17 protein-coding genes and 1 pseudogene are annotated in these 16,012 nt (G+C 61.6%); 7 read left to right on the top strand and 11 right to left on the bottom strand.

The genetic code is table 11. The annotated features are described in order from the left end of the window. Positions 1-2 precede the first annotated feature (2 nt). From AAIL66_RS18410 to AAIL66_RS18385, 6 genes are all read right to left on the bottom strand, one after another. The gene (locus AAIL66_RS18410; protein ID WP_034379376.1) at positions 3-2,489 is read right to left on the bottom strand and encodes a YgiQ family radical SAM protein; all 2,487 of its coding nucleotides are present in this window, start codon (positions 2,487-2,489) and stop codon (positions 3-5) included. A gap of 236 nt (positions 2,490-2,725) precedes the next feature. Continuing rightward, positions 2,726-3,265, bottom strand: a complete 540-nt coding sequence (locus tag AAIL66_RS18405) for a PepSY domain-containing protein (protein ID WP_034355475.1) — start codon at positions 3,263-3,265, stop codon at positions 2,726-2,728. 215 nt (positions 3,266-3,480) lie between these two features. Next, on the bottom strand, positions 3,481-3,669 hold the full coding sequence (locus AAIL66_RS18400) for a DUF2783 domain-containing protein (RefSeq protein WP_034355478.1): 189 nt from the start codon (positions 3,667-3,669) through the stop codon (positions 3,481-3,483). 12 nt (positions 3,670-3,681) lie between these two features. Next, positions 3,682-5,379 (bottom strand): FAD-dependent monooxygenase, encoded by a 1,698-nt coding sequence (locus AAIL66_RS18395; protein ID WP_343497389.1) that lies wholly within the window; start codon positions 5,377-5,379, stop codon positions 3,682-3,684. A 186-nt stretch (positions 5,380-5,565) separates the two neighbouring features. Beyond that, positions 5,566-6,450: a helix-turn-helix transcriptional regulator gene (locus AAIL66_RS18390; RefSeq protein ID WP_343497388.1), complete on the bottom strand. Its 885-nt coding sequence runs from the start codon at positions 6,448-6,450 to the stop codon at positions 5,566-5,568. Between the two features lie 101 nt (positions 6,451-6,551). Beyond that, positions 6,552-6,719, bottom strand: coding sequence for a hypothetical protein (locus tag AAIL66_RS18385; protein WP_003064951.1), 168 nt, complete (start codon positions 6,717-6,719; stop codon positions 6,552-6,554). Between the two features lie 187 nt (positions 6,720-6,906). Between AAIL66_RS18385 and AAIL66_RS18380 the strand changes: the two genes are divergently transcribed. Beyond that, entirely contained in the window at positions 6,907-7,503 is a 597-nt protein-coding gene (locus tag AAIL66_RS18380; protein WP_343497387.1) for a YigZ family protein, read from the top strand. Between the two features lie 46 nt (positions 7,504-7,549). Here AAIL66_RS18380 and AAIL66_RS18375 read toward each other — a convergent pair whose 3' ends face one another. Continuing rightward, on the bottom strand, positions 7,550-7,699 hold the full coding sequence (locus tag AAIL66_RS18375) for a hypothetical protein (protein ID WP_003064948.1): 150 nt from the start codon (positions 7,697-7,699) through the stop codon (positions 7,550-7,552). A gap of 81 nt (positions 7,700-7,780) precedes the next feature. Beyond that, entirely contained in the window at positions 7,781-8,272 is a 492-nt protein-coding gene (locus AAIL66_RS18370) for a DUF6882 domain-containing protein (protein ID WP_034379382.1), read from the bottom strand. Between the two features lie 162 nt (positions 8,273-8,434). Between AAIL66_RS18370 and AAIL66_RS18365 the strand changes: the two genes are divergently transcribed. After that, positions 8,435-9,679 carry an alpha/beta fold hydrolase gene (locus tag AAIL66_RS18365; protein ID WP_052087169.1) on the top strand — a complete coding sequence of 415 codons (1,245 nt, stop codon included), beginning with the start codon at positions 8,435-8,437 and terminating at the stop codon, positions 9,677-9,679. A gap of 24 nt (positions 9,680-9,703) precedes the next feature. On the opposite strand, the gene AAIL66_RS18360 is transcribed toward AAIL66_RS18365, so the two are convergent. Further along, positions 9,704-10,603, bottom strand: a complete 900-nt coding sequence (locus AAIL66_RS18360) for a LysR substrate-binding domain-containing protein (RefSeq protein WP_034355488.1) — start codon at positions 10,601-10,603, stop codon at positions 9,704-9,706. Between the two features lie 175 nt (positions 10,604-10,778). Here AAIL66_RS18360 and AAIL66_RS18355 point away from each other — a divergent pair, with 175 nt between their 5' ends. The 5 genes from AAIL66_RS18355 (at position 10,779) to AAIL66_RS18335 (ending at position 14,160) form a co-directional block, all read left to right on the top strand. Continuing rightward, positions 10,779-11,462, top strand: coding sequence for a LysE family transporter (locus tag AAIL66_RS18355; RefSeq protein ID WP_343497386.1), 684 nt, complete (start codon positions 10,779-10,781; stop codon positions 11,460-11,462). Between the two features lie 133 nt (positions 11,463-11,595). Beyond that, positions 11,596-12,177, top strand: coding sequence for a peroxidase-related enzyme (locus AAIL66_RS18350; RefSeq protein ID WP_343497385.1), 582 nt, complete (start codon positions 11,596-11,598; stop codon positions 12,175-12,177). A 116-nt stretch (positions 12,178-12,293) separates the two neighbouring features. After that, a complete protein-coding gene (locus AAIL66_RS18345) occupies positions 12,294-12,857 on the top strand; it encodes a YceI family protein (protein WP_087864565.1) in 564 nt (187 codons plus the stop codon). Next, complete coding sequence (locus tag AAIL66_RS18340; RefSeq protein WP_343497384.1) at positions 12,854-13,576, top strand: YceI family protein; 723 nt, start codon at positions 12,854-12,856, stop codon at positions 13,574-13,576. The genes AAIL66_RS18345 and AAIL66_RS18340 overlap by 4 nt, the downstream gene beginning before the upstream one ends. Further along, positions 13,573-14,160: an SRPBCC family protein gene (locus AAIL66_RS18335; RefSeq protein ID WP_034390357.1), complete on the top strand. Its 588-nt coding sequence runs from the start codon at positions 13,573-13,575 to the stop codon at positions 14,158-14,160. The genes AAIL66_RS18340 and AAIL66_RS18335 overlap by 4 nt, the downstream gene beginning before the upstream one ends. 104 nt (positions 14,161-14,264) lie before the next feature. Here AAIL66_RS18335 and AAIL66_RS18330 read toward each other — a convergent pair whose 3' ends face one another. Further along, the gene (locus tag AAIL66_RS18330; RefSeq protein ID WP_034379397.1) at positions 14,265-14,801 is read right to left on the bottom strand and encodes a YcxB family protein; all 537 of its coding nucleotides are present in this window, start codon (positions 14,799-14,801) and stop codon (positions 14,265-14,267) included. A 381-nt stretch (positions 14,802-15,182) separates the two neighbouring features. Beyond that, positions 15,183-15,920, bottom strand: a pseudogene (locus AAIL66_RS18325) (RtcB family protein); the annotation flags it as partial. Positions 15,921-16,012: the final 92 nt, after the last annotated feature.

The raw sequence follows: 16,012 nt of genomic DNA, 5'->3' as shown, positions 1-16,012 counted from the left end.
AATCAGCGCGGCTTGCGCGAACCCTGGCCCGCCGGCTTGGCGGGCCTTGCCGCAGTTTTGAAACCGGGCTTGGCCTTGCCAGTCACACCCGCGCGCGGCGGCAGGCCGGTATGCTGGGTCAGCAGCTTGCCCGGTTGAGGCTGGCTGCTGCGGAAGCGCACATCGCCCTTGGGCTCCAGGCTCGCCTCTTCGCTGCGGCGTCGCACGGCCACGGCCTTGCCGTCCTTGTTGGTGGTGTAACCAATTCCGCCACCCGCCTTGGACGAGGTGCTGTTCTTCTTTCGTGCACTCTGATAGCTGCCGTCGACCAGGGGCTGGAAGGTCGGGATCAGGTGCTGCTTGCCGTTGCCGATCAGATCGGCTCGCCCCATGGTCTTGAGCGCCTCGCGCAGCAGCGGCCAGTTGTTCGGGTCGTGATAGCGCAGGAAAGCCTTGTGCAGACGGCGGCGCTTTTCACCGCGCACGATGTCCACGCGCTCTTCGGCCTCGTCGCGCATCTGGCGGCGCACCTTGGTCAGCGTGTTGCGGCCGCTGTGGTACATGGCCGTGGCCGTGGCCATGGGGCTCGGGTAGAAGGTCTGCACCTGATCGGCACGGAAGCCGTTCTTCTTGAGCCAGATGGCCAGATTCATCATGTCCTCATCGCTGGTGCCCGGGTGGGCGGCGATGAAATAGGGAATCAGGAACTGCTTCTTGCCGGCCTCTTCGCTGAACTTCTCGAACAGCTGCTTGAACTTGTCATAGCTGCCGATGCCCGGCTTCATCATCTTGGTCAGCGGACCTTGCTCGGTGTGCTCGGGCGCGATCTTGAGATAGCCGCCCACATGGTGCTGAACCAGCTCCTTGACGTACTCGGGCGACTTCACCGCCAGGTCGTAGCGCAGGCCGGAGCCGATCAGAATCTTCTTGATGCCGGGCAGCTTGCGCGCGCGGCGGTAGATCTTGATCAACGGGCCGTGGTCGGTGTGCAGGTTCTGGCAGATGCCGGGGAAGACACAGCTGGGCTTGCGGCAGGCCGCCTCGATCTGCGGGCTCTTGCAGCCCAGGCGGTACATATTGGCCGTGGGCCCGCCCAGGTCGGAGATGGTGCCGGTAAAGCCCTTGACCTTGTCGCGGATCTCTTCGAGCTCCTGGATGATGGAGTCTTCGGAACGGCTCTGGATGATGCGGCCCTCGTGCTCGGTGATGGAGCAGAAGGTGCAGCCGCCGAAACAGCCGCGCATGATGTTCACCGAGGTGCGAATCATCTCCCAGGCCGGAATCTTGGTGGCGCCCTCATGGCTGCCGCTTTCGTCGGCATAGGCGGGATGCGGGCTGCGCGCGTACGGCAGGCCGAAGACCCAGTCCATTTCGGCCGTTGTGAGAGGAATGGGCGGCGGATTCATCCACACATCGCGGGCCGTGGTCCCCTCGCCGTGAGCCTGTACCAGCGCACGGGCGTTACCGGGGTTGGTTTCCAGGTGCAGCACGCGATTGGCGTGGGCATAGAGAATCTGATCGCTCTTGACCTCTTCGTAGCTGGGCAGGCGCAGCACCGTGCGCTCGCGCGGAGGCAACTTGGACTTGCTGCGCAGCGAGAGGTTGGGCACGAACTGGATGGGCTGGACCTTGGCTACCGATGCGCCGTCATTGGGGCCGTCCGCGTCCGATTTTGCGGCCTCTTCCTTGGAGCAGCTCTGGCCCTGGGCCTCGGCCTGCTCGCTGGTCGTCATATAGGGGTTGATATGGGGCTCGACCTCGCCGGGCTCGTCCACCGTGGTGGAATCGACCTCGAACCAGCCCTCCTCCGAAGCGCGGCGGAAGAACGAAGTGCCGCGCACATCGGTGATCTGCTCCACCGGCTCGCGCGCCGCGATGCGGTGTGCCACTTCGACCAGGGCGCGTTCTGCATTGCCGTAGAGCAGGATGTCGCACTTGCTGTCCACCACGATGGAGCGGCGCACCTTGTCGCTCCAGTAGTCGTAGTGGGCAATGCGACGCAGCGAGCCCTCGATGCCGCCCAGCACGATGGGCACGTCCTTGTAGGCCTCGCGGCAGCGCTGGCAGTAGACGATGGCCGCGCGATCGGGGCGCTTGCCGGCCACATCGCCGGGGGTATAGGCATCGTCGCTGCGAATCTTGCGATCAGCCGTGTAACGGTTGATCATCGAGTCCATGTTGCCGGCCGTCACGCCCCAGAACAGATTGGGCTTGCCCAGGGCCTTGAAGGCCTCGGCGCTGGTCCAGTCGGGCTGGGCGATGATGCCCACGCGAAAGCCTTGCGCCTCCAGCACGCGGCCGATGACGGCCATGCCGAAGCTGGGGTGATCCACATAGGCATCGCCCGTGACCAGAATGATGTCGCAGCTGTCCCAGCCGAGCTGATCCATCTCCGCACGGCTCATGGGCAGGAACGGCGCCGGGCCGAAGCGCTTGGCCCAGTACGGCTTGTAGCTGGTCAGCGGCTTGGCATCGCGGTGGAAAAAGGAAACATCAACCGGGGCGTTCATGTGGATGGGCTTTATATGGCCTCATGGCCTATTCGGAGAAACAACCCGTCAGTGTACTTTTCCGCCCTCAGCCTTGCACGAGCAAGGTCTTGCAGAAACAGGGTTGAACTCTGAACTTCATAGCATCCAGCGCTTGCCTTCATTGAAATTCAGTGCATAACACACCTTAAATCATTGAAATGCAAACGCTAGACACTCACTTCTTCATAGCACCAGAATCCAGATAGCGCGCCGACTCAGTCCTTTTCCTGCCTCGTCACAGCGCCGGTGGCAGGATCAAGCCTGAGCTTCATGACTGTCTGATCGGCGCGCAGCATCTTGACCTTGTAGCTGGTCTTGCCCCAGTCCGAATCCAGCTGGGCCTCCAGCGGCTTGCCGGGCAAGGCGGCAACAGCTGCATCGACGGCCTGTACCAGAGTGATCCGGGCATCGGCCAGGCGCTTGGCATGCTTGCCCTCGGCCCGGCCCTTGTTCTCCTCCACTGCGGCATCGCCCGTGCTGGCATTCACGCGCAGCTTGATTTCCTCATTCACGGGCGAGATCAGGGTGACCGAGTAATAAGGCGCAGCGCCTTTCTTACCCTCTTCCAGCTCGACATCGATCGCTTTTCCGGGAGCAACGGCCTGGGCTTTTTCGACGGCCTGACTCAAGCCGATCTGCACGGCACCTGTCAAGGCAAGCCATTCGGCAGCAGACTTGGCCAGGGCCGGAGTCGCACTCAATCCACTCAGGCTCAGGGCTGCAGATAGCAGCAAGGTACTGGGACGCAATCTCATGGACCAATCCTCCTACAGTGGCAATGGCTCCAGTCTGCCTCGATTCCATGGCACGGCCTTGTCGGAGATCAAGCCATATCGACTTGTAGAAAATTCATCTCAAACTATTGATAGGCAAAGATTATCCGCTATGAAATCCGAGGGTCAGCACGCTGAAAACCCGCCAGGAACGAGCCTGGGCGGGTCGGGCTGACCGCCACGGACAAGCCTTTTGCTTACAGATCTTGCTGGGCCGCCGCAATCATTTCGCCAAACTGGCGGGCATCACCGAGCTGATTGGCGGCCAGCAGCGCCAGCTTGACCAGCAGCAGCTCTGACTTTTCCGCGCCCACGGCATCAATGGCGACAGCCAGCTGGTCGTACACGGTCTCCAGACCGGCGATATCAAGAGTGGTTTGGGTCATTTGAATCTCTCCTCAGGCGGGCAGGGCCGCCTTGAATGCGGCTTGCAGACGATTGGCGTCCAGCGCCATCCAGCGTGCACAGACATGCTGATCGGGGCGCAGCAGATAGGCGGCGCCGTCGGCCATCACGCCGTAGCGGGCGCGGCAGCGGCCTTCGGTGTCATCAAGTACCAGATTGGAACCTTCGACAGTGCCTGAAGCGTGGCTGCTGACGGCGATCAGGCGCACGGCAACACCGCGGGCTCTGACCCCGGCCGCGACCGCCTGCAGTTCGGCGGGAATCGCCTTGCCGCTCGTGAAATACAGCAGATCGAAGCCGCCGCCCAGATGGTCGAGCAAATAGCTGTCCGGCGCAAAGCGCACGTTGAGAGGCGGCGCGCCATGGCCGGGACCTGCCTTGAACAGCAGGTTGTCGTCCCCCATGCTGTTGAGCGGCGAGCTGCCGTACTCATGCGGGCGCGAGGTGCGCCAGTGATAGAGCGGGCCGACAAAGGGCTGGCTCAGCGACAGAGACAGCACGGCGTCGCGCAGCAGCCTGAAACCTCTGCTTGGCGGCGCCATGAAGCGTGTGCTCTTGCCGGCCTCTTCCACAATCTCGCGGGCCGCGCCCACTCGCTCGCTGCTATAGCTTTGCAGCAGCGCTGCGCTGGCCGCGCCCTTGGCGACGAGTGCCAGACGCCAGCCCAGGCCCTGAGCATCCTGAAAGCCGGTGTTGGCGCCGCGCACGCCGAAGATGGGCAGCATATGGGCTGCATCGCCCGCAAAGATCACACGGCCATGCACGTAGTTGGGCAGGGTCAGCGCGCGGGCCGAGTACACGGAGCTCCAGTCCATCTCCCAAGGCGTGCCGCCAAAGCCGATCATCTCCAGCTGCGCATCGATGCGCGCCTTCAGCGACTCGGGCCTTAGCGCATCCTCGGGATCTTCTCCGGCAGGCAGTTGGTAGTCCACACGCCAGATGCCGTGCGGCTCGCGGTGCATGAGGATGGTGTTGCCCGGGTTCCATGTGGGATCGAAGAATGCGAGACGTTCGGTGGGCAGAGGCAAGTCGATGCGGATATCGGCAATCACGAAGCGGCCCTCGTAGGAAGCGCCCTCCATCAATAGATTCATGGCCGTGCGAATCCCCGAACGCGCGCCGTCGCAGGCCACCAGCCAGTCGGCCCGCAGCTCGTAGCTTCCTTCCGGGGTATCCACCTCCACCAAAGCCTGCTCGCCCTTTTGCTCGACCTTGTTCACGCGGTTGCCCCAGCGTAGCTCGATCAGCGGGTTGGCCTGCACAGCATCGACCAGATATTCCTCCAGGTACTGCTGCTGCAGATTGATCATGGGAAAGAAGCGATCGTCTTCGGCCCGCACGTTTTCCATGCGAAACACGCGCTGGCCGCGGTAGATGCTGTTGCCGTAGCACCAGGGCAGTCCGGTTTCCGTCACGCGCTGGGCCACGCCCACCTGCTGCAGGATTTCCATGGAACGCCGCGTGAACACAATGGCACGGCTGCCTTCGGACACCTGCAATTCGGATTCGAGCACCACGCAACGCTGGCCGTGACGGGCAATCTCCAGCGCCGTGGTCAGGCCCACGGGGCCGGTGCCGACGATGACGATGGGGTGGCTTTGCTCGCCCGGATTCCGGGAGGCAAGCCAGGGCTGATGAACCTGGTACTGGTAGTAGATGGAGCGGCGTGGCTCGGCAAATGGCTGGTGCATGTTCTTGTCTCCTGGGGGCGCTGTCGTGGTCAAACCGGTGCGCTTTCATCCCCTTTCGGTCTGGCTTGAGATGCAGTGTAGAAAAGCAGCTCAAGGCCGATGTCACCAGATGGAGACAATGCCGACCAGCAACCGATATTCAAGTCGAATCAGCCTCCAGCCTTTACAGATCACCCCAAGCAGCTATCAAAGTTGACCATCGACAGCTTCAGCGGGCTCCATCAGCAGCGCAAACAGCTCGCGCTGCCCCTGCACGCCCAGCTTGGCGCAGACGCGTTTGACATAGGTGCGCGCGCTGCTGACGGTAATGCCCAGGCGCTGCGCCAGCGCATCGGCATCCAGGCCCTGGGCCAGTGCCCGCACCACGTCGAGGTCGCGCGGCGTCAGTTGCTCGAAGCGCCGCGCCAGACGCACCAGCACCAGCCCGACCAGGTCGTCCTGCAGCGTCTGCCCCGCGTAATGCAGACGCATGGCCTGCATGACCAGAGGCGCAAAGGCCTCGATCCGGGCAATGGCTGCGGCGTCGAAGCAGCCATGCTCCTCGCCCCGATACAGGTTCACAGAAAGCCAGCGCGCGTTTTCCTGCAGCATCAGCAGCGACAGCCGCTCGGCAATGCGCGGCAGCTCATAACAGACATGGCGGTACTCGGGGTGCTGTACATCGTGCGGCCCCTGGCGATGCAGCCAGACGCGCGGCCTGGCATGCGGGTCCCTGGCAAGGCGCGCCAGCTCGGCCTGCATCACGCGCTGCGAACCATCGAGCGGATAGAAGCGCTCGCTGTAATCCTGGGAGATCATGGGCAGCGCCCCCGTGCGCGCCCTGTCGCCCATGCCCACCACGCGCGGCCTGGCCATGCCCTGGAAGGAGAATATCGTGCACTGCGCCAGCGGCACATGGCGCCCCAGCAGCTGCAGGATCTGCTCGGCCACGGCATCGCTGCTGCTGCGCCCCACTCTTTCCATCATGGCCGTCACATCGGCCAGGGCCACGGGCAGTTGCGCTGCCTGCGCGGCAGCCGGCAGCAGCATCCAGTGCGAAGAATCGGGAAACGGCGCAGAGCTAGCAGTCATGGCTGCGATTCTCGCCGCTGTATCGTGGCCGCGGACAGGAAAAACCGGCTCTCCCTTTCAGGAGCGGCCGGTCTGGTTTGAGACAGAAAATGCGGCCGGGCCTACCATTCGCCCACATTGCGTATGCGCTGCAGCAACTCCCATTCATCTTCGGGTGCCGCAGCCTGCAGAGCCTGGGGCTCTGCCAGCTCCTGCGCCAGCGGAGGCGGCGTGAAATGCTCGCGGCCAAAAGTATGTTCGCTCAGGGACTGTGGATGCGGATTGTTCATGACGGCCTCCTTTGCTCAAAGCTTAAGGCTCGAGGCTTGCCGAAATTGTAGGAATTGACTTAAGGACACTGTCGAGCAACCCCCACAAGCCGCGTCGTCATGTCATGGATAGGTCACAACTGCCGCTACCCGGCCCATGTACCGCAACGCTGCTCGGCCCCGACTTTGCGGTTATGCTGCCGCCGCTATGCCTCAGACTCTTCGTGCTCCCGTCTCCAGTGAACTGATCATCAAGAAAAGCCGCTTCATCGGCTGCGTTCAGCCGATGACGGACCGTTCCAGCGCGCAGGCCGTGGTGGATGCACTCTGGCGCGAGCACCCGGGAGCCGCCCATGTCTGCTGGGCCTTGCTGGCGGGCGGACAATCGGCGGCCGTGGATGATGGCGAGCCCAGCGGCACGGCTGGTCGCCCCATGCTGGACGTGCTGCGCCACCAGGATCTGGAAGGCGTGCTGGCCACCGTGGTGCGCTATTTTGGCGGCGTCAAGCTCGGTGCCGGCGGACTGGTGCGCGCCTATACCGATGCCGTGGCCCAAGCCTTGCTGCAGGCCGAGAAAGTCGCCATTCAGCGCATGCAGATCCTGCAATGCACGGCCCCCTATCCGCTGGAGGGCCTGGTGCGGCGCATGGCCGATGCAGCGGGTGCCGAACTGCTGGAGGTCGATCACGGCAGTCTGGTGAGCTTCAAGCTGCAGATGCCTGAACCCAACGCCGCCGAATTTGTCAGCGCACTCAATGAAAACGGTCAGGGCCGCATTGGCTGGCTCAAGCCGGACGAGCTGTAGATCGCAAAGAAAAACCCGCCTTTGGCGGGTTTTTGAGCGGGCAATTTCAGCAATTGCCTTTCTTGGCCTGGCCCGGTGGGCAGCCGTGGGGGTGAGGCTTTTTGTAGCCATCGTCGTAGTATCCGCCACGGCTGTCATAGACAGCACAGCCGCTCAGCACAAACATGGCTGCGGCCAAAGCAAACATCGTTTTCATGGGGTGACCTTTTCAGATTTTTGAGGGTGTCAGTCTATAGGCGACCCCGCCCGCATTCTGTCAACAATCCTGTAGCGGCTTTCAATTGGCAGGCTGCTGCTGCTCGACCGCCACCTGCAGATGCAGCAAGGTGAAATACAGGGTTACATCGCCCTGCTGGTCGATAAAGGTACCTACGGCGCGCTGCAGGCGAGCGGCAATGCACATGCACTCCATGGCCTCGGGACGGCCGCCGGGAATCCGGGCCGTGGTCAGCAATGCCAGCTGGTTCTGTCGGCCGAACTCATGCACGACTTCCAGCGCTTCGCCATGCTGCTTGGGAATGGCTTCGTTGGCCCAGCTCCAAACAAAGCTGCCGTCCTGCTCGCTGCTGGTGCCCACAAGGCAGACCGTAGCGATCACTTCATGTAGCGGAGCTTCCAGCGCCAGCAGGGCGCGATCCAGATCCCAGCGGTAGCTGGGGCTGCCCTGCAAGCCAAATTCCAGCGGCCATTCTGCATTGCGGGCCTGCATCATTTCAACGGCCTCACGGCTCCAGGCGGCCCAGTCGGTGGTTTGTGCGTCGTTGCTCATCGCGTATCCATTGCTTTTCAACAGACCGCATTGTCAGCCAATAAGCAGGCTGCCACTGTGTTTACACCCACTCCATTCGGACGATTCAGCCGGCGAGAGTCCCGCTGCAAACTGGTCTCAGGCACTCCATCGGAGGTCGCCGCACAACAAATGGAGACTACCATGCCCCTCGTACCCACAGGACTGCGACGCGCAGCAGCCATGGCCACCCTGAGCACGCTGACTCTGTCCAGCTGGCCGACTGGCTTCGCGCAGACCCAGCCTTCTTCCAACATGACGACAGGCTCTGCGGGACAAATGCTGGCCATCGAGCCGCTAGCCCCGGCCTTCAGTCTGGCGGATGCCGACAAGGCCTATGCCATCTGGTACTCATCAACCGACGGAACGGCGGCAGGCAACGACCAGGCGGCTCAGCTCACCACCTCGGGAGTCATCTTTCTGCCCAGGGGGCTGCCGCCTGCCGGTGGCTGGCCGGTAATAGCCTGGGCGCACGGCACCGTAGGCATCGGCGACAGCTGCGCCCCCTCCCGCAACCCACGCTCGGAGCGCGATGCGCAATATCTCAACAACTGGCTCAAGGAGGGCTATGCCATTGTCGCAACCGACTACCAGGGCCTGGGAACGCCCGGCCCTCATGCCTATCTGCACAGCCGCGCTGCGGCCTATGCCACGCTGGACTCGGTGCGCGCGACGCTCAACACCAAAGAGCTTCCACTCGGCAACAAGATAGTCATCGTGGGCCAGTCCCAGGGGGCGGCTGCCGCATTTGCGACTGCTGGCTTTGCCCCAGACTACGCCCCGGAGCTGAAGATTCTGGGCACGATCGCCACCGGCACACCCCACTCCGGCAGACCCAGCAAGGACGGCAAGATCGCCTACCGCTCAAGCCCTGCCGAGCAGGAGAGAACGGACCCGTCCATTGCCTACATTCTTTACATCGCGGCGGTAGCCAACCAGTCCAAGCCCCGCTTGCCAGCCGAACAGGTGCTGAGCGAAAAAGGCCTTGGTGCCATGAAAGCTGCCGAAACCACCTGTGTGCAGCAGATGTTCGAGGTGGTGAAAAAAGAGCAGTTAAGCTGGAGCAACACCTTCAAGTCGGACTTCATGAGCTATTACGCCCAACCTTTCAGCAAAGGCCAGTTTCCCACGCTGAAGATCGCCACGCCCGTGTTCTTTGGCATAGGCGGTGCGGACAGGGATGCACCGACCAAATTTCAGCAGGACCTGGCCGAGCAAAGCTGTGAGGCCGGCACAGTGGTTGAAGCCCACACCTACCCGGGCATGGACCATTCGCAGACCGTCAACAGCTCCTTCCCCAACTCGCGTCTGTTTGCACGCAAGCTGTTCAATGGGGAGAAGATTGCTGGCAACTGTGTTGCAAAACAAGAGACGCTCAGCCTGCGCTGAACCGCGTGGGATATCCGTCTGCGTTCAGCCTTGCATCTGCTGCTGAATCCAGTCGACCAGAAGCTGCTGCACCGAGCCCGCCCCCCAACTCTGTACGGCCAGCAGACAGTATTGCGAGCCATCGGGTACAAAGCCCAGCGGCGCCACCAGCCGGCCGGCCGCGATATCGTCCTGCACCAGCAGTTGCGGGCCCATGGCTACACCCAGGCCCGCTGCTGCCGCCTGCAAGCTCAGGTAGAAATGCTCAAGCACCAGATCATCGCCTGCTTGCGCCTGCCGGATCCGGGTGGGAGGCTGATCTGACCGGGTTTTCCACCAATCCGCCCAGGCCTTGGGACGTGTCTTGCTGTGCAAGCGCGTTGCATCGCCACGAAGCGCAAGGCCGCCATCGGACTGCAACGCAAAGAATTGCGCCAGACTGTCCGGATGGCAGACCGGCCCCATGCGCTCTGCGCACAAGGGCTGCATTTGGACATTGGGCCCCCAGTCAAAGTCGTTGCGCCGAATGGCCAGGTCAATGCCGCGCCCCCATTCCACGGTACCACCGCCCGCAACCAGATGCACGGTGTGCTGCGGGTGGCGCGCCTGGAAGTCGCCCCAGCGCGGAATCAGCCAGCGCATCAGCAACGTGGGCTCGCAGGACAGCAGCAGCGGCCTGCCTGCCACCTGCTGCCGCACCGCCTCGGCCGCACGTGCCATCTGGCCCAGACCGGCATGCACCCCGTCGAACAACAGCCTCCCCGCAGCATTGAGAAAGACACGGCGATTGCGGCGCTCAAACAGCTGCGCCCCCAACTCCTCCTCCACCGAACGCACCGCGCGGCTGATGGCGCCATGGGTCAGGTGCAGCTCATCGGCAGCGCGGCTGAAGCTCTCCAGCCGCGCTGCCGCTTCAAAACAACGCAAAGCGACCAGCGAGGGCATTCGCTGTGAGCCGCCAGCAGAAATATGTGAGTTTGAATCACTATTTTCTTGAGAAATCATCGTTATTCAAAAAACTTTGACCGCCCTAGAGTTCACAGCTACAGGGCACTGCCTGCCATTCTCGTGCAGCAGAACCATCTCACAAACAGATATTTGAACTCAAGAAATACACAGCATGAACGCCTGGCCCACCGTGATTCTCGTTACCTCTCTCGCCGTCATCAGCCCGGGCGCCGACTTCGCCATGGTCACCCGCACCAGCCTGATGGAATCGCGCCGTGCGGGTCTCTGGGTGGCGCTGGGCATTGGCTGTGGCGTTCTGATCCATGTGGCCTACACCCTGCTGGGACTGGGCATGGTCCTGCAAGGCCTGCCCTGGCTTTTCAATCTGCTCAAATATGCAGGCGCGGCCTATCTGGTATGGCTCGGAATTTGTCTCTGGCGCGGCGCCAGCCGTGCAAATGACGATCGGCCAGATTCCCGATCCAGCGCCAAACCAGGCCAGCGCACTGCACGCAAAGGCCATGCGCCAGGCCGCTCGCTTTTTGTCCTGGGATTTCTGACCAATGCACTCAATCCCAAGACAGCGCTCTTCATCCTCAGCCTGTTCATGCAAGTCGTCGGCCCTGCCGTGCCCATGCCCACCCAGTTGGCCTACGGCCTTTTCGTCGCCATGGCCCACGTACTGTGGTTTGCGCTGGTAGCCTGTTTTTTCTCGGCCCCGATGCTCCAGCCCAAGGTGCAAGCCATACGCCCTTGGGTAGATCGCAGTCTGGGCTGCGTGCTGCTTGTCCTGGGCCTGCTGCTGATCGCCACCGGCACACCGGCCACGTCGAATCTGATGGATGCCAGCATCTGAAAGGAAAAGCCTGACAGGCCCAATGGCCGCAATAGCAGCATCTGCAACGCAAACGACAGCTTTGGAGCGCCCACCCGTGCCATGCTTGTCATGGTTGGCACATATCAGCAAAACACCAAAGGAGACGGGCACCATGAAAAGCCGCTACCCCTTTCCCGATCTGAACAGCCTGCCTGAAGACATCAGGCAGCGCATCGCCGAGGTACAGCTAAAGTCGGGCTTTATTCCCAATGTTTTTCTGGCCTTTGCTCGCCGGCCGGCCGAGTGGCGCGCCTTCTTTGCCTACCACGATGCGCTGATGCTCAAGGAGGACGGCAGTCTCAGCAAGGGCGAGCGAGAAATGATCGTCACCGCCACCAGCGCTGCCAATCAGTGCCTGTATTGCGTGGTGGCTCATGGCGCCATCTTGCGCATCTATGAGAAAAAGCCGCTGATTGCCGACCAGGTGGCGGTCAATTACCGCAAGGCCGACATCAGCCCGCGCGAGCGTGCCATGCTGGACTTTGCCATGAAGGTCTGTCTGCACAGCGCCGAAATTGACGATGCCGACTACGAAGCCTTGTACCCTCACGGTTTTGACGACGAGGATATCTGGGACATTGCGGCCATTACCGCCTTCTTCGGACTGTCCAACCGAATGGCCAGCTTCGCGGGCATGCAGCCCAATCCCGAGTTCTATCTGATGGGCCGGGTGCCGCGCGAGAAAAAAGCCTGAAGCAACAAGCAGTAACTCGCTGCCTGCAATCGATGCAGCTTGCACGGGAATGACGCATCATCACTCTCAGAGCAGCGGCCAACCCGGCAAAACGCTGTTTGCCGGAGGTCATCCAGATGCGCAATACCGTTTGCTGCCTCGCCGCCCTGCTCGCCACGCTGTGCTCCACTGCAGCTCATGCCACCTCGTGGGAGCTCAAGCCCGGTAGCGACAACCGACTGGAATTCACCGCCACTTTCGAGCAAACGCCGGTCACCGGCGTGTTCAAAGACTTCCGGGTTCGTTTTGACTTCGACCCTCAAAAGCCAGACAGCAACAGGCTGAATGTCAGCATTCGCATCAGCAGCGCCGACATGGCCAACCCGGACATCAACCAGGCCATTGCCGGCAAGGACTGGTTTGACTTTGTGCGTTATCCCGAGGCAGTCTTTGATGCCAGGGAGATTCTCGATGCCCCCGGCGCAGCCGGCTACCGGGCACGCGGCACCCTGCAGCTAAAAGGCCGCAGGCAACCGCTTGTGCTGCCATTCAGCTGGAAGCCCGAGGAGCGCCGCATGGAAGGCGAATTCGTCACCCATCGCTCAATATTTGATATCGGCACGGGAGAGTGGAAGAGCAGCAATGCCGTGGGAGACGCCGTGACTGTGAAATTTCGCATCCAGCTGCGCGAATTGCCATGACATTGCGCAGACAGCTGATTGCAGTCCTGCTGACTCTGATCACGGGCTGCTCGCAACCAGGCATCGAGCCAGCCCAGCCTCCCGGCCCGACGGCAAGGCCTGCGGACTTTCCTGCGGCCTTCTATGCCGACGCTGCTGCACGGGGCCAATCGGTGCTTCAGATCGATTCCTCGCATTCCCTGGTCTCGATCACCGTTCGACGCGCTGGCGCTCTGGCCAGACTGGGGCACGATCATGTGATTGCCAGCCATGAACTGCAAGGCTATGTGGCCCCCCGGCTTGGCCGCGCCGATCTTTATGTGGCGCTGGACAGGCTATCGGTCGACGAGCCCGCTCTGCGCGCCAAGGCGGCTCTGGACACCCAGCCCAGCGCAGCCGATATTGAAGCGACCCGTGCCAATATGCTGAACAAGCTCCTGCAAACCTCGCTCCATCCGTTTGCACTGATCCAGGCACATGCCTCCCCCGAAGCGGACGGCGATGTATTGCTGGCCCTGGAACTCACTCTTCACGGCGTCACACGCAGCCTGAGCGTACCTGCCCGAATCAGGAGGACGCCGAGCGAATTCCATATCATCGGCTCGCTGAGCATCGATCAATCGAGTTTTGGCATCACGCCTTTGTCCATCCTGGGCGGTGCAATCCAGGTCCGCGACAGGCTCGAGTTGAACTTCGAAGTACGCGCCGCTCCACCTTTGAAGCAGGAATCCCTGTCATGAGAACAGGGCTTGTCGGTGCCTGCGGCGCAGCTCTGACCCTGTTCTGCGGCGGTTTGCAGGTTTCGGCACAGGAGCTTCGCATAGAGACTGCCGAGCACAATGAGGCCATTACCGTGAACGCCTCGGCCGTCATGCAAGTCAGGCTGGCCACGGCCTGGAGCGTGATTTCCGACTACGAGCATCTGGCCGACTTTGTGCCGGATATGCAAAGTTCGCGCGTGCTGCAACGCGATGGCAACCAGGTGCTGCTGGAGCAAAAAGGCAGTCTGGGGTTTCTGTTTTTTCGCCAGGCAATCGAGGTCAGATTGGCCGTGACCGAATGGCCGCAGCAGCGCATTGCCGCACATGCGATAGGCGGCAATCTCAAACAGATGGACGGCAGCTATACCCTGGAAACTCAAGCCGACGGCCGGGTACGCTTGGCTTACAGCGCTCGCCTGGTCCCGGCTTTCGCCATCCCGCCGCTGGTCGGGAAGCCAGTGCTGCGCCAGTTGCTGAAACGCCAGTTCAAGGCACTGGTGGATGAAATCCAGCGACGCGAGGCCTTGACGCTTCAAGAGCAGAAGCAGACACCAGGAAATTAGCAGCAGGCCGTTACAAGGGCAAGAGGGCATTGGACGCATGCAAGCCTGGCCCCTGTGCCTCGGGTTTCCGTCATGACTGCGCAAGCATCTGCAAGAACAAAGACTTAAATCGCAGAGGCCCTGAGATGGCGCGTGAACTGCTCGAACTCTGCAGCCATGGGAGCAATGGCTGCCCTAGGCAGTACCAGAGCCTGCATAGCGTCGATGAACAGATAGTAGTTCACGTCATCTTCGGCAAGCGCCAGCACTCCTGACCACGGCAGTATCGTGTCTCCTCGAACCGAGGCTACTCTGATGGCGTCCGACGAGAGCGTGACCGTTTGTGGCGACAGAAACGCTCCATCCGGCAGGAGCATGAGCTTGCGCATGGATGCCTGTGACAGGTATGGCATCGTCACGACGGCGATCAAAGCAACGACCAGAAGGCAGGCAACCACTCCCAGCGGGCGGGAGATCTCAGGAAACTCACGCATCAGTCGCGCGTAGGCTGCACCAGCGAGGCCAATGCAGAGCCACACCACAACCCGCAAGAGGAACGGCCAGGAAAGCATCCCTGCCTTCTGATGCCAGCGCAGCGAAACCATTTTCTGCAGGCGAACGAAGTCGGCGGGAACGAGAGTAAAGCTGGCGGTCATGTTCATGGTTGGCTCATGTGGCCACAGGTATGAGCGACCTGCAGCAGCGAGTATTGATCGAAAGGTGACGGCGACATCTCACACGGTCGCAGGCTCTGGGTCGTGAACGATTTCGTTACCGACACTGTTGGCTGCACCATAAGCCGGCGCACCAGACATTACAGAGTGCGACCAGAGCGGTGCATGCGATACAAGCACAAGCCATGCAGCTGCAAGATGTGAAATTGCTGCAAATCAAGACAGCCATCTCCATGGCGTGACGGGCTTGAAGCATTGATCTGATTGTCTGCCACGTATCGATTGCGCTCCATCTTCCTCGAACGCCCGAATCGTCGAACAGCCTTGCTACCAGCACTTGGCCATCAGGCGCTGGCAGCAGTTTCAACTTCAGGCCTTGAAAGTCAACCAGGGCTTCAACCGCACACTCGCACGAATCAGCCCCGCCTCTTCCTGCGCCTGCAACACCGGCCCTACGGGTTTGTAGGCGCTGGGCGCTTCTTCGATCAGTCGCTCTTCACGCAAGGTGATGCACTGCCAGACGGATTCGACCAGCGGCTGTTTCATGCGCCGCGTGTCCTGTCTGCGCACCTGGCGGCCCGCTCCGTGGCTGCAGGACCGCAGCCAGTCTTCATGGCCCAGACCTTTGACGAGAAAGGAGTAGTCGCCCATCGATCCCGGAATCAGCGCCCACTGGCCGTCATGCGCAGGAGTGGAGCCCTTGCGGTGCACATTGAACTCGCCCTCGGTCATCACCACGTTGTGGGGCACATCCACAATCAGGCGCGATGCATCGGACGCGGCAATGCCTGCCAGCTCTTTGCGCACCAGCTCCGCCAGCGCCATGCGGTTGAACCACCCATAGCGCGCAGCCACGCCCATCGCTTGCAGATAATCCTGCGCCAGCGCGCCGCTCAGGCCATATAGACCATGCTGAGGGTGTTTGATACCTTGCGGCCATTGCTGCCTGGCCAGGTCCATCCAGCGGCGACCGACATAAAAGCCGACATCGCGCGAGCCGGTGTGGATCATCACCGTGACATCGCCCTTCTTGAGCCCCGCAGCATAGGCGGCATGACGATCGTAGACTTCATCGACCACGCAGAACTCCAGAAAGTGGTTACCAGAGCTTTCCCAGATTGACATTGTGTTATCAATCTTTGAAGATAACGCTCACCTCACGTGCATGAACGGATAGGGAATGAAAAGTGAAAGCAGTC

The organism is Comamonas sp. F1-6, assembly GCF_039581415.1.
Taxonomy (GTDB): Bacteria; Pseudomonadota; Gammaproteobacteria; order Burkholderiales; family Burkholderiaceae_C; genus Comamonas; species Comamonas thiooxydans.
This window is presented reverse-complemented; position numbering and strand designations above follow the sequence as displayed.